Source organism: Salinibacterium sp. 10G20-15 (genome assembly GCF_057365065.1).
In genome coordinates, this window is record NZ_CP195118.1 from 1,093,825 (window position 1) to 1,107,055 (window position 13,231).

The 13,231-nt window shown below is 58.8% G+C and carries 12 protein-coding genes; 5 read left to right on the forward strand and 7 right to left on the reverse strand.

Going from position 1 to position 13,231, the window contains the following annotated elements; all coding sequences use genetic code 11:
- Positions 1 to 33 precede the first annotated feature (33 nt).
- Positions 34 to 951 carry a ParA family protein gene (locus ACR3YK_RS05230; RefSeq protein WP_486176155.1) on the forward strand — a complete coding sequence of 306 codons (918 nt, stop codon included), beginning with the start codon at positions 34 to 36 and terminating at the stop codon, positions 949 to 951.
- Entirely contained in the window at positions 951 to 1,901 is a 951-nt protein-coding gene (locus ACR3YK_RS05235) for a ParB/RepB/Spo0J family partition protein (RefSeq protein WP_486176156.1), read from the forward strand. The genes ACR3YK_RS05230 and ACR3YK_RS05235 overlap by 1 nt, the downstream gene beginning before the upstream one ends.
- On the opposite strand, the gene ACR3YK_RS05240 is transcribed toward ACR3YK_RS05235, so the two are convergent.
- From ACR3YK_RS05240 to ACR3YK_RS05250, 3 genes are all read right to left on the reverse strand, one after another.
- Positions 1,898 to 2,365: a hypothetical protein gene (locus ACR3YK_RS05240; RefSeq protein WP_486176157.1), complete on the reverse strand. Its 468-nt coding sequence runs from the start codon at positions 2,363 to 2,365 to the stop codon at positions 1,898 to 1,900. The two genes, ACR3YK_RS05235 and ACR3YK_RS05240, sit on opposite strands and share 4 nt — an antisense overlap.
- Before the next feature lie 381 nt (positions 2,366 to 2,746).
- On the reverse strand, positions 2,747 to 3,697 hold the full coding sequence (locus ACR3YK_RS05245; protein WP_486176158.1) for a D-alanine--D-alanine ligase family protein: 951 nt from the start codon (positions 3,695 to 3,697) through the stop codon (positions 2,747 to 2,749).
- A 7-nt stretch (positions 3,698 to 3,704) separates the two neighbouring features.
- Positions 3,705 to 5,009 carry an aminotransferase-like domain-containing protein gene (locus ACR3YK_RS05250; protein ID WP_486176159.1) on the reverse strand — a complete coding sequence of 435 codons (1,305 nt, stop codon included), beginning with the start codon at positions 5,007 to 5,009 and terminating at the stop codon, positions 3,705 to 3,707.
- Between the two features lie 235 nt (positions 5,010 to 5,244).
- Between ACR3YK_RS05250 and ACR3YK_RS05255 the strand changes: the two genes are divergently transcribed.
- Positions 5,245 to 6,189 (forward strand): oxidoreductase, encoded by a 945-nt coding sequence (locus ACR3YK_RS05255; RefSeq protein WP_486176160.1) that lies wholly within the window; start codon positions 5,245 to 5,247, stop codon positions 6,187 to 6,189.
- Between the two features lie 33 nt (positions 6,190 to 6,222).
- Here ACR3YK_RS05255 and trxA read toward each other — a convergent pair whose 3' ends face one another.
- The 4 genes from trxA to ACR3YK_RS05275 all read right to left on the reverse strand — a co-directional run bounded on the left by trxA (position 6,223) and on the right by ACR3YK_RS05275 (position 11,117).
- The gene (gene trxA / locus ACR3YK_RS05260) at positions 6,223 to 6,549 is read right to left on the reverse strand and encodes a thioredoxin (RefSeq protein ID WP_100387791.1); all 327 of its coding nucleotides are present in this window, start codon (positions 6,547 to 6,549) and stop codon (positions 6,223 to 6,225) included.
- Between the two features lie 27 nt (positions 6,550 to 6,576).
- Positions 6,577 to 7,563 (reverse strand): thioredoxin-disulfide reductase, encoded by a 987-nt coding sequence (trxB, locus tag ACR3YK_RS05265; RefSeq protein ID WP_100387792.1) that lies wholly within the window; start codon positions 7,561 to 7,563, stop codon positions 6,577 to 6,579.
- 193 nt (positions 7,564 to 7,756) lie between these two features.
- Positions 7,757 to 9,445: a murein biosynthesis integral membrane protein MurJ gene (gene murJ / locus ACR3YK_RS05270; RefSeq protein WP_486176161.1), complete on the reverse strand. Its 1,689-nt coding sequence runs from the start codon at positions 9,443 to 9,445 to the stop codon at positions 7,757 to 7,759.
- Positions 9,438 to 11,117, reverse strand: a complete 1,680-nt coding sequence (locus tag ACR3YK_RS05275; protein WP_486176162.1) for a DUF6049 family protein — start codon at positions 11,115 to 11,117, stop codon at positions 9,438 to 9,440. Before ACR3YK_RS05275 ends, murJ begins: the two co-directional genes overlap by 8 nt.
- Before the next feature lie 124 nt (positions 11,118 to 11,241).
- Here ACR3YK_RS05275 and ACR3YK_RS05280 point away from each other — a divergent pair, with 124 nt between their 5' ends.
- Entirely contained in the window at positions 11,242 to 12,669 is a 1,428-nt protein-coding gene (locus ACR3YK_RS05280; protein ID WP_486176163.1) for a CCA tRNA nucleotidyltransferase, read from the forward strand.
- Between the two features lie 148 nt (positions 12,670 to 12,817).
- A complete protein-coding gene (gene rpsF, locus ACR3YK_RS05285) occupies positions 12,818 to 13,231 on the forward strand; it encodes a 30S ribosomal protein S6 (protein ID WP_486176164.1) in 414 nt (137 codons plus the stop codon).

The window sequence follows — 13,231 nt, forward strand, 5'->3', positions numbered from 1 at the left end:
CCCGTTTTAGAGCAGTCTGAGAGAAAGTTTCACGTGAAACATCCCGAAAGCGAAGTCAACGAACAAGGTAAGTCGTTCGATGAAACCACGCCGCTTGCGCGGGAAATCGCGGATCTGACCCGGCGTCGCCAAGCAGTTGCTTCAGCCACTCTCCCTCTCCCGTCTCAACCCCGTGTTTTCACGGTCGCGAATCAGAAAGGTGGGGTGGGAAAGACTACGTCGACCGTAAACTTGGCGGCCGCGCTGGCACGTACGGGTGCGCGCGTGCTGGTGATCGACTTGGATCCGCAGGGTAATGCATCTACGGCTGTGGGGGTCGAGCACCGCTCAGAGACTCCGAGCGTGTACGACGTGATGATTAACGACGTTGCTATTGCTGACGTGATCCAGAAGAGCCCCGAGTTCGACGCTCTCTACTGTGTACCAGCGACTATTCACCTTGCTGGCGCGGAGATTGAACTAGTGTCGCTCGTCGCGCGTGAACAACGTCTTCGGTCTGCTCTTGATGTGTTCTTGTCTGAAGCCCCCGAGCCGTATCACTACGTATTTATTGATTGTCCTCCATCGCTCGGCCTCCTGACCATCAACGCCTTTGTTGCCGCTCAAGAGGTTCTTATCCCGATTCAGTGTGAGTACTACGCCCTTGAGGGATTAAGCCAGTTGCTCAACAACATCAAACTCATTGAGCGGCACCTCAATCCGCGTCTTCGGGTCTCTACGATTCTGATGACGATGTATGACTCGCGCACAAATTTGGCGAATCAGGTGGTCGATGATGTTCGCGCGCACTTCCCGAAGCAAGTACTGACGACGGTGATTCCGCGTTCCGTACGCATTTCTGAGGCGCCGAGCTACGGCCAGAGCGTCATCAGCTATGACCAGAACTCCCCCGGCTCCCTTTCTTATCTTGAAGCCGCAGCGGAGATTGCACACCGAGGAGCACCCAAATAATGGCAGCACCGAAACGAACCGGTTTGGGTCGTGGAATTGGCGCGCTGATTCCATCTACCGATGAGAATGAAGAGCGTCCCGTAGATGTCTTTTTCCCTGGCGGCGAGATTGACCCGGAGCGTCTTCGTTCAGTGCCCGGCGCTCGCCTTGTCAGCCTCTCACCTCTCGACATCGTTCCCAATTCTCGACAGCCGCGGAGCGAGTTCCGTCAAGAGGAACTTGAAGAACTGATTGTCTCTATTCGTGAGATTGGTGTTCTCCAGCCAATCGTCGTACGACCACTTAGTGATGCTGAGCCAGGGGGCCCCCAGTACGAGCTCATTATGGGCGAGCGGCGTCTACGCGCCACCAAACACTTGGGTCTAGCTACGATTCCTGCGGTAATTAAGAGCACTGCAGACGAAGACATGCTTCGGGATGCGCTGCTGGAGAACCTGCATCGTGCGAATCTAAACCCACTCGAGGAAGCATCCGCGTACCAACAGCTGCTTGCCGATTTTGGAATCACGCAGGAACAGCTTGCGGAGAGAATCGGCAGGTCACGACCTCAGATTACGAACACGATGCGTCTTTTGCGCCTTCCAGAAAGCGTTCAGCGTCGCGTCGCGGCAGGAGTTCTCAGCGCGGGACACGCTCGCGCGCTCTTGTCTCTTCCTGACAACGCCGGCATGGAGCGTTTGGCTGAGAAGATTGTCAACGAAGAACTCTCGGTTCGTGCGGCCGAAGCGGCAGCAGGTTCCCTTTCTACTAAATCTCCTCGATCAAAGCCGGCCCGCGGCAAGAAGCAGGGTCATTTAGATGAGATTGCGGAGCGACTCGGCGATCGGCTCAATACCCGCGTTAAAGTGACGCTCGGTGCGAGCAAGGGACAAGTTGTTATCGACTTCGCTACGGTGGCTGACCTCAATCGGATTCTCGAGGAACTGGGCGATACGGGATTCCGTTCTTAGTCTTGTTGAATGGCTAATCGGGAGACCGGAGGGGCCGCGTTCTTCCGGCTGATCAGCTCAGTGTAGATAGCTGACGAGCTATTGCTGCGGTTCGGGCGGTTCGGGTCTCCCCTAGAATCCTCGTTGAGGGCCGGCATAACCCGATGCAGTTCACGCGGCTCAGCCTTTTTTGGCGCGACGCTCTGGCCGGCAGCTCTTCGGGTGATGAGAGCACGAAGAGCTACCGCGCGTTCGGGGAACTCAGGAGCACTAGCCCCATTGCTATAGGCAGAATCGGTATTGCTGTCGCCATGTTTCACGTGAAACGTTGCTTGTTGCTTGTTGCTTGTTGCTTGTTGCTTGTTGCTTGTTGCTTGTTGCTTGTTGCTTGTTGCTTGTTGCTTGTTGCTTGTTGCGCATGCGGCGCGGGCACCGAACGACCCTAACGGAAAATCCACGATGTAAAATCCAGGACGCAAAACCACGATCTAGAACCCAGGACGTGAAACCGGCAGTTCCCTACTGTCTTTCGTGCAATTCGACAGCGGGGTGTACCGCGTAGCGTAGAAAAACTAGTGCGCACGTTTGGCCGGCTAGGACACGCCGGCTGCGAGTCTCGCGCGTATGCAGCGTAGGCCCTGTGTGTGTTCCACGTGAAACATATGGTCCGCAGTGTTGCGCTGCGACGCCCTACTGTGAGCCCACGAGCGCAGTGCAGTGCAGTGCAGTGCAACGCGACGCAACGCAACGCGACGAGTCGGATCGCGTCCCGTCGTGTCCCGTCGCAGCGAAGCGACAGTGGGCGGCTCGCTCAGTGCGTGTTGGAGCTTTCCGGCACACGACTAACCGAAGAAAAAGAGCTGGCGCTAGTTCTCTAAAGCCATATCAGCGAGGGCTGCATACACCCAACCCACATCGTGCCCACCGGCAACTAATGCCTGTGGCAGAATCGAGGTTTCTGTGAGCCCCGGAAGCACGTTGGCTTCCAAGAACCACGGTGTGCCTGCGCCATCAACGATGAGATCTACCCGCGAAAGATGGCGAAGCCCCAACGCGGAGTGCGCAGTGAGAGCGGCTTCAGCAGCGCGATCTGCAGTTTCTTGGTCGATGCGCGCGGGGGTATAAAAACGGGTCTGACCAGCATTATAACGAGCCTCGAAAGTGTAGGCCCCTTCGAGCGGATCGATCTCTACTGCGGGGAGAGCAACCGGCCCCATTCCGCTATCAAGGATGCCAATAGCAATCTCGACGCCCGTGATTCGTTGTTCGATGAGGGCGACGTCGCAGTAATTGTAAGCGCTGACCATTGCGCTGGGAAGATCCGCGCGATCGGTGACGATTGATACACCCTGAGCCGAGCCTCCTTGAGCGGGCTTGACGACCAACTCCCCCGACAACTCGTCAGCGAGTTCATCCAGAATGCTGTGCGCTCCCAGCTCACGGAACGAGTCCCGCGAAAGAGCAATCGACAGCGGGGTCCGCACGCCAGCCCGCGATACTAGCGACTTCGCAGTCGGCTTATCCCACGCTAGGCGCGCAGCATCGGCGCGCGATCCAACATAAGGAATACCGATTAGATCGAGAAGACCACGCAGGGCGCCGTCTTCGCCGCTGGCACCGTGAAGCGCCGGCCACACCACATCCGGTCGGGATTCACGCACATAGGGCAACAGCGTGGCATCCGGATCACGGAGTTCAACGATCTTGCCCTGCGCGCGAAGGCCATCAGCGACACGTCGACCAGAGCGTAGTGAGACATCCCGTTCGTGCGAAATTCCGCCGGCAAGAACGAGTACGCGGGTGGGTGAATCGTTCATCGGTTTCCTAGCTGAGATTGGCGGGAGGGTTGATCATCGATGGCGCGGGCGGCGCTACCGTCAAAGGTGTCGTCTGCGAAAAAGTGTTGAGAAGCTCGAGTTCGCCGTTGATCACAGTGGAAAGCCGCCGGATGCCTTCGCGAATGAAATCGGGGGTCGGATAGCAGAACGACAAACGCATATTGCTACGCCCGTTTCCATCCGCATAGAAGGCGGTGCCAGGAGTGTAGGCCACTAGCTCTTTCACTGCGCGGGGCAGCATCGATTTAGAATCCAGATTATCGGGCAGAGTGACCCAGATATAGAACCCACCGTTGGGCACCGTCCACTCAAGATCGGGGAGATAATCGCCGAGTGCACCCAACATGGCGTCACGACGTTCGCGGTAGACCCCGCGGAAGGTGTCGATTTGACCCTTCCAATCGGCGACACCCATGTACTCGCTAATGATGTTCTGCGTGAATGAACTCGGCGACAACACCGCAGCCTCATTCGCTAAGATGAGTTTCTCTCTAATTGCGTGAGGCGCGAGGACCCAGCCTACGCGGAACCCCGGCGCCAGAGTCTTAGAAAACGTACCGAGGTAAATGACGCCGTCTTCTTCAACCGAGCGCATCGCGTGAGGCGGCGGTCCATCGAAATAGAGCAGTCCATAAGGATTGTCTTCAAGAACGAGGATGCCGTTCTCGCGCGCGATCTCAAGCACTTCGAGGCGACGCTGCCAACTCAGGGTGACTCCGGCTGGGTTGCTGAAGGTAGGAACTGTATAGAGGAACTTGATCGTTTTACCCGCGGCGCGTACCGAGGCAATGTGAGCGCGGAGTGAATCGGGAACAAGCCCGAACTCATCCATCTCGACGTGGGTGATCTCGGCCTGGAACGACTTGAACACGACCATTGCCGTGACATAGCTCGGCCCCTCGGCGATGACGACATCACCGGGATTAATGAATAGTTTGGTGACGAGCTCAAGAGCGTGCTGCGAGCCCGTGGTGACCACGACATCGTCGACGCTGGCACGGATGCCTTCTAGCGCCATGACATCGAGGATCTGTTCACGGAGAGCCGGGAGTCCCTGCCCCGAGCCGTACTGGAGAGCGGCCGGCCCCCGGTCGCGCATGACGCGGTCGATCGACTCCGTAACGAGGTCTTGGGGCAGTGCTGAGACATACGGCATGCCGCCAGCAAGCGAGACAACTTCGGGCCGTGAGGCCACGGCAAACAACGCTCGTACTTCAGAGGCGGCGAGTCCTGAGGCGCGATCGGCGTAGTGGTCGAACCACTGGTCGAGGTTGTTTGGCTGTGTTGTCATGGGTAGTCCCGTTCGGTTGACTTTAAACAATAGGCGTTTGAGGGTTCTGACCCGAAACTGAGCCTTCATTGCGACGTGCACGCGCACAATCTACGGCGGTGTCGGCTCCGAATCACCTTCGCAGTAGCCCCACGGAATTCGCCGACGCGCTCTACGGTTCTACAGTGAGCAGAGCGGCACGTTGTCTGCGCTTCTCCCCATATCTCTTCCTTCGATATCACTACGAAAGCTGAACATGAACGCTCGCACCGACTGGACTGAAGACGAACTAGGGGATCTCTCTGGCAAAGTCGCCATTGTGACCGGTGCCAACTCTGGGTTGGGCTACGAAACCAGCCGTGCGCTCGCGAAGGCCGGAGCCCATGTGGTGATGACAATGCGCAGCGAGGAGAAAGCAGTCTCAACCGTGAGCAAGCTCACCGCTGACCTCGGGGAGGTTTCGCTGGAGACCATGCTTCTGGATCTAGCCGATCTCGAGTCGATTCGGCGTTTCAGCGAAGTGTTTCACGGGAAACATTCACGTCTCGACCTGCTGATCAACAACGCCGGAATCATGATGACGGATGCCCAGCTCACGATCGATGGTTTTGAATCGCAGCTCGGCACCAACCACCTCGGGCACTTCGCTCTCACTGGGCACCTGCTCGACGTCATCCGCGTCACCCCCGGCGCACGGGTCGTGAGCCTCTCGAGCGTCGCCCACCGCTGGGGATTCATGGAGTTTGGGAACCTGATGTTTCAGAACGGCTCCTACACTCCCCGTGCTGCGTACGGCCGTTCTAAACTCGCCAATCTGCTCTTCGCCTACGAGCTGCAGCGCCTCTTCGAGGCAGCCGATGTCGACGCGATTTCGGTAGCCGCGCATCCGGGAACCGCCGGAACCGGGCTCGCCGACCACTTGTTCAACCGCTGGTATTTGCGCCCGCTGAAGCCGTTGGTATTCCTGGGGATCCAGACCCCCAAGCAGGGCGCTCGCCCGTCGCTGCGGGCTGCGACAGACCCGCAGGCGAAGGGTGGCGACTACTTCGGCCCCGGTGGCCGCAAGGAATACCGCGGCGCCCCTGTGCTGGTCGAGTCGAACGCTGCTTCGCACTCGGAGGTCGACGCTCGTAAGCTCTGGGTTGAATCCGAACGCTTGACCGGCGTTAACTACGAAAGCCTCCGTACACCCACCGAATAGTGGATGCCGGAGGCTCTCGGCAGAGACGAAGCTTTACGCCAGGAACTCTGCGAGGTCTGCTTCGATCGCAGGCTTCGGCTTGGCGCCGATGACGGTCTTGACGACCTCGCCACCCTTGAAGACCTTCATCGCGGGGATGGAGGTGATCTGGTACTTCATGGCCATCTGCGGGTTGTCGTCAACGTTGAGCTTGACGATCTTGATCTTGTCGGAGTTTTCCGCAGCGATCTGATCGAGGATGGGGCCAACCTGGCGACAGGGGCCACACCACTCAGCCCAGAAGTCGACCATGATGGTCTCCCCTGAGTTGATGACGATCTCTTCGAAGTTAGCGTCGGTTACATCTGTTGCTGAAGACATGTTGTGTTCCTTTGTTCGGTGAAACGATTAGACGGTGGCGGCGACGGGCGCTGCGGGTTCTGGGGGCTGTACTGCGCTGGCGACGAGTTCGCGCGGCAGCGATGCGAGGTAGTGCTCCGCATCGAGCGCAGCAACAGTGCCGGAACCGGCGGCTGTGACTGCTTGACGGTAAGTCGGGTCGATGACGTCGCCGGCTGCGAAAACTCCGGTGATGTTGGTGCGAGAGGAACGACCATCCACGGCCACTGTTCCGTCAGCGTTGATGTCGAGCTGACCGTGCACGAGGTGTGTGCGGGGGTCGGCGCCGATAGCAATGAAAAGACCGCTGACATCGAGGTGAGAAGTGGAACCATCAACGGTGTCCGTGAGGTCGATACCGTCCACGAGGTCGGAACCGGTAATGCCGGTTACAGCCTTGTTCCAGACGAATTCGATCTTCGGATCGCTGAAGGCACGCTCCTGCATGGCCTTGGAGGCACGCAGCTCATCCTTGCGGTGAACAACGTAAACCTTCTCGGCAAACTTGGTGAGGAAGGTTGCTTCTTCCATGGCCGAGTCTCCCCCGCCGACAACCGCAATCGTCTTCTGGCGGAAGAAGAAGCCGTCGCACGTGGCGCACCACGACACTCCGTAGCCGCTGAGGCGTTCTTCGTCGGCAAGGCCAAGCTTGCGGTAGGCGGAACCGGTTGCGAACACGACAGCGAGTGCTTCGTGAACGTCACCATTGCCGAGAGTAACCTTCTTGACTTGGCCTTCCAGCTGAAGGTCGGTCACGTCGTCGAGAACGATCTCGGCACCGAAGCGTTCGGCCTGCTTCTGCATTTCGAGCATGAGGTCAGGGCCCTGGATGCCGTTGGCGAATCCGGGGTAGTTCTCGATCTCGGTGGTCTTCATGAGCTCACCACCGGCCTCGACAGAACTAGCGATCACCAGCGGCGCGAGGTTTGCGCGCGCCGCATAGATCGCAGCGGTGTAGCCGGCCGGGCCGGATCCGATGATGATGAGTTGGCGCACTTTTCGTGTCTCCTTGGGATTGTGATTACCCGGTTCAACACATCCTAGCTACGGAGTATTCCGAGCGGCTGTGGCGTGCGGGCTAGCTACAGAAAGTTCGTAGCCGAGACACTTTTAGTTCGCTTTCGTTCGCTAGAAGGCTGCGTTACGCGAAGCGGAGCGGAGCCGTTTGCGGAGCCGTCTGCGCGCCTGCCTAGCGACGAGTGAGTCGCGCCATGATCGGGCGCACAAAGGCAAAGAACTCATCGTTCTTGGTGAGAGCGAGTACCGCTGCGTAGACAGCGAGCATTGCTGTACCCGTAATGGCGATGGAAGCGAAGCCGCCCGCGAAGCCGGAGACGACAAAGGAGCCCTCACCGAATCCGCCCAACAGCATGAGGATGCCGTAGCCAACCCCGGCGGCCGGAATCATGGCGGCGGCAAACCACAGAATGCGACGCAGCAGAGGAAGCAGCTCGAAGCCAGGTACGCGTTTGCGAATCACGAAGAGAGCCACCGTGGTCTGGATTGTTCCGGAAATCGTGATCGCTGTCGCGAGCCCCATCGCAATGCGCTCTACCGGGAGAGTGGAGACGAACAGCGCGCCGCATATGTAGAGAACCACTTGAAAGCTCTGCAAGAAGAAGGGAGTGCGGGTGTCTTCGAAGGAATAGAACACGCGCTGCAGCACGTACATCATGCTGAACGGCACGAGCCCGACGAGGTAAACCATGAGCACCCCGGCGAGAGAGAGCACTTGCTCGTAATCGTTGCCGAACAGGGCACTAAATGGAAAGGCGATGACGATTAAGCCGATCGCGGCAAAAACGAGCAGCATCAGGATGGAGCGAAGTGCGCCAGAAACATCGGTGCGCATCGCGGTCAGGTCGTTGTCTCGCGCGTGGCCGCTCAATCGTGTGAAATATGCCATCCCGATCGAGACTGCGATCACCGAGTGCGGGAGCATGAAAATGAGCCATGCCGTGCTCATGGCGAACACCGAGGCGCTGCTCGAGGCAAGAGTGGCGACGTTGGTTTCGACGACGGCCCCGATCTGGGTCACCAGAATCATGCCGAAGGTCCACGCTGCAGCCTTTCCGGCGTTGCCAAGGCCCACTCCGCGCCAACGGAACTCAGGGCGATAACGCAAACCGGCGCGATGCCAGAAATAGCCCAACAGGGTTGCCTGCACGACGATGCCGAGCGTCGCGCTGCCGGCGAGCAACGCAATCATCTCGGGGGTCCAGGCGGTGGAGGCAAGGCCATCTGCGCTGCCGAAAATGAATTGGAAGACGATCAGGCCGGTGACCATCACCACGTTGTTTGCGACAGGAGCCCAGGTAAAGGGCCCGAACTTGCCGCGAGCATTCAACACCTCGCCAAGGAGTGAGTACAGCGCATAGAACAAGATCTGGGGCAGGCACCAGTAGGCGAAAGCGGTTGCCAGAGCGACCTCGTCGGCTCCGAACTTCGCTGTCGACTGTGTATAGAGATCGACCAGAAGCGGCGCGCTGAGCGTTGCAGCGAGTGTCACCGCAACGAAAATGACAATGCCGAGAGTAACGAGCCGGTTGATGAATTTTTGTCCGCCGTCTTTATGAAGGGCAGCGCGAACAATCTGCGGCACGATGACCGCGCTCAGCATCCCCCCGGCCACAATGGCATAGACGCTCTTGGGTAACTGATTGGCGATGGCATAGGCATCTGCGCCAGAACCGATAACACCGAGGGTGCGTGCGAGCAATAGAGCGCTCAGAAACCCGAGGATGCGCGACACGAACGTCCCCGAGGCAAGCAGTGCGCTCGCACGACCGATGGTTGACGTTTTTTGATCGGGAAGCCCCACCGAAGCTGACGGCAGGCCAGGCTCCGGCTCGGCTTCAGGGCCGGGCTGATTAGTCATCTTCTTCTGGCTTTCTTCGGCGAACAATGCTGCGAACGAGGCCGACAGCAAAGATCACGACGACGACGGCGGCGAAGGAGAGCACAATGGGGGTCTCCCAACCGGCTCGAACATTGATTTCGCTTGTGATCGAATCTCCGATTGGGACTCCGCTGCCGCTAGTGAGGCTGATCTCTGCCTCCACTACGCCGTTCGAGAGCGATTGAACGGGCACATCGCCTTTGGCTTGCGAGTTTGGCTCGATACGCAACTCAACTCGCGAGTCCTCTACCGCAAGAAGCCCTGTGAGGGGGTCGACGGTGATGTAGACGGTTACCGGCTGGTTGAGGCCGTTGCTCACGGAAACCGGCAGCGGACCGTTGTCTGCGATCAACAGAAAGTTGCTCGACTCGACCACGGTGACTGCGTCGAGCGTCTCCCGCGAAGTGACTAAGAATCTGTTTACGGTGGTGAGCCATTCCGATGGATCATCGGTGGGTTGAGTTCCAATGACGTCGAGGAGCGCTAGACGGCGTTGTGCAATGAGCGCCTCGGGGTCATCGGCGATAGAAAAGAAGGAGCGTTCTTCTTGTGCAGCAGCAAAAAGTCGAGCAGCGTCGCGAATGCGCGACTCGCTCTGCGGCATGTCCTTGATTTCGGCAGGAACGGGCGTCGCTGTCGCTAAATCAGCGAGTGAAATCATTGTTATCGAAGGGCTCGCGGTGAGAGTGGCGAGTGCCGCATCGAGCCGCGCGGCGCTCAACTCAAGTGAGTGATCAATGGCGATGAGAACGGAAGCGGTGCCCGCCGTTTGAGCGGCGCCGGCATCCAACACTGCCTGGCTAAGGGCCGTGTCGGCTGCGGTGACATCGCGGTCGAGCGTGGAGCCGAGGGCGTTATCCATCGCGGCGGATGCTGTGGCATCGGAGATAAGAGCGGTGACACCGTCGATGGTGGTTACTGCACCCGCTCCGGCGGCGCGTGCCACGTTCGTAGACGACAACACGATGGTGCTGTAGCCACTTTCCGCAAAGATCGGAAGATCGTCAGAGACCACAGAGTCGGTACGTGGACGAAGAAAATCCTCTATCGCGTAATCCCAGCCGAGGAGCTGCTCAGTAGTGGGGTAGCCGGAAACCGCCTCGCCCCCGTTGTCTAAAGGCTCAGCGGTGGCGGTCGGAGTAGGTTCGCTGAGATCTGCTGCCGGCTCAGCAAAGTTTGACTCATCGAGCGCGAAATCGAACGAAAGCGGGCCGGGCGTTGACTCGAGTCCACTTTGAGTGGCGAGAGTGACATCGGCGTGCGCGTACGGAAGCGGAACAACATCGTTGCTGATCCGCGAAAGCCGTTCCAGCCAGTCGCGAGCTGACTCTGGTGCACTGGTGCCGAGAACGCGAATGGAAGCCACGATCATCGGATCGATAGCGATCGCGAGGGGTTTACCGGCCACGGCATCCAATTGACGGGTGAGTAAACCCAAGGGTTCGGTGTAGTCGGCAAGAGTCGCGGAATCGAGAAGGCCACCGCTACCCGCCGGCACCGTCAAGGGAGCAATGATCGCTACCTCAGTAGCCGCGGATGCGGTCGTCACGCTGGGAACACTGCTGACGTTGAGCGCGGCGCTGGCTCCGGTCGCGGCGAGCGTAAGCCCGAGACCGAGTGCCACGGCGGCACTGAAGACTCTTATGGGCAACGGGAAACCCCGTACTTTCGCTCGGCCAGCATGGTGTGAGTTTATTCGTCCTTGCCTGAATGGTGGGTGCTTTGGGGCTAAATGAGCAAACTTCATCCGGGGTCCGTGCGAAACTAGTCGCACCATGGAGAGTGTTGCCCACGCGATCGAGAGTCTCGACAAACTTGCCGACTCTAAGACAGTAGCCACCCTAGCGGCGCGATTCGCCGCCGAGGGCTTCGAACTCGCGCTTGTGGGCGGACCCGTGCGCGATGCGTTCCTTGGCCGCCGAGTGACAGACCTTGACTTTGCCACGAATGCTAAGCCTGACGACATCCTGCGCTTGGTGAAGCCGATTTCGGATGCGCACTGGGACATCGGGCGTGATTTCGGCACGATCGCGGCCCGCATCGAGGGTGAAACCGTGGAGATCACGACGTACCGGGCGGACAGCTACGATGGCGAAACCCGCAAGCCCGTCGTAGCGTTCGGCGACTCACTTGAGAAGGATCTTGAGCGTCGTGACTTCAGCGTCAACGCCATGGCATTGCGTCTACCGGAACGCGTCCTCGTCGATCCTTGGGGAGGAGTAGAGCACCTCCTGACCAAAACGATCACTACCCCCGGCTCCCCCGAAGTGTCGTTCGGCGATGACCCGCTGCGGATGATGCGGGCTGCACGTTTCACAGCGCAGCTAGGTTTCACGGTTGACCCCGCGACGGTGGCGGCGATGACGGAACTGGCTCCGCGGCTTGCCATCGTGAGTATTGAGCGTGTGAGTGATGAGCTGACGAAGCTCATGAAGACGGATGACCCCGTTCCGGGCATCCGTCTCATGGTCGAGACGGGCCTTGCGGACCACGTGCTGCCAGAAATTCCTGCTCTGAAGCTTGAACGGGATGAACACGCTCATCATAAAGATGTGTATGAGCACTCACTGACCGTGGTGCGGCAGGCGATTGACCTCGAAACGAGCAGGCCCGGGATCGAGGGGCCCGACCTTATCCTTCGCCTGGCAGCGTTGCTGCATGACATTGGCAAGCCATCGACTCGCAAGATCGAGCGCGGTGGCGTAGTGACTTTTCACCACCACGACGTCGTTGGCGCCAAGCTTGCCTCCAAGAGGCTACGAGCCCTGCGCTTCGATAAAGAGACCACTAATTCAGTCGCGCGCCTCGTCGAACTGCACTTGCGTTTCTTTGGGTACACCGAGGGTGCTTGGACCGACTCGGCCGTACGGCGATATGTGCGGGATGCTGGCGATCAGCTCGAGCGTCTGCACATCCTCACCCGGGCGGATGTCACCACCCGCAACGTGCGCAAGGCTGATCGTTTGTCGTTTGCCTACGATGACCTCGAAGAACGCATTGCTGCCATCGCTGAAGCAGAGGGTATCGCTGCTGTACGTCCCGATCTCGACGGTGAACAAATCATGGCCATTCTGGGACTCAAACCCAGTCGAGAGGTTGGCGAGGCCTATAAGTTCTTGCTTGATCTGCGCCTCGACGAGGGGCCGCTCGGGGTGGAGAAGGCTGAAGAACGGCTACGAACCTGGTGGCAAGAGCGGTCCTAACGGTCAATCTTGCCCTCACCTTGAGTATTGACTCCCCCAGCAACTACACTAGGCAGGTTGTCTGACTGCTTTCAGGTGGTCGGATGAACGTCAACACCCTCCTGTTACAGACCGTCTGTAACCGTTTAAGTCCGAAGGAGGTGGGTTTGTGACGCATCAGTACGAACTCATGGTTATCCTCGATCCAGAGATCGACGAACGTACCGTGGCTCCCAGTCTCGACAAGTTCCTCAATGTCATCCGCAATGACGGTGGCACCATCGATAACATCGATATTTGGGGTCGCCGTCGTTTGGCCTACGAGATCAACAAGAAGACCGAAGGCATCTACGCCGTCGTCAACTTCACCGCAGAGAGCAAGTCGACCGACGAGCTCGACCGCCAACTCTCACTCAGCGAAGCTGTCATGCGCACCAAGGTGCTGCGTGCAGAAGCTGGGTTCGCTCAGGTAGCTGCCGCCAAGAAGGTTGCTGAAGAGAAAGCTGCTCGCAAGGCTGCTGCTCCGGCAAAGACTCCTGCTGCTCCCGCTGCTGACTCCAAGGCTGAAGCGGAAGCTAAGTAA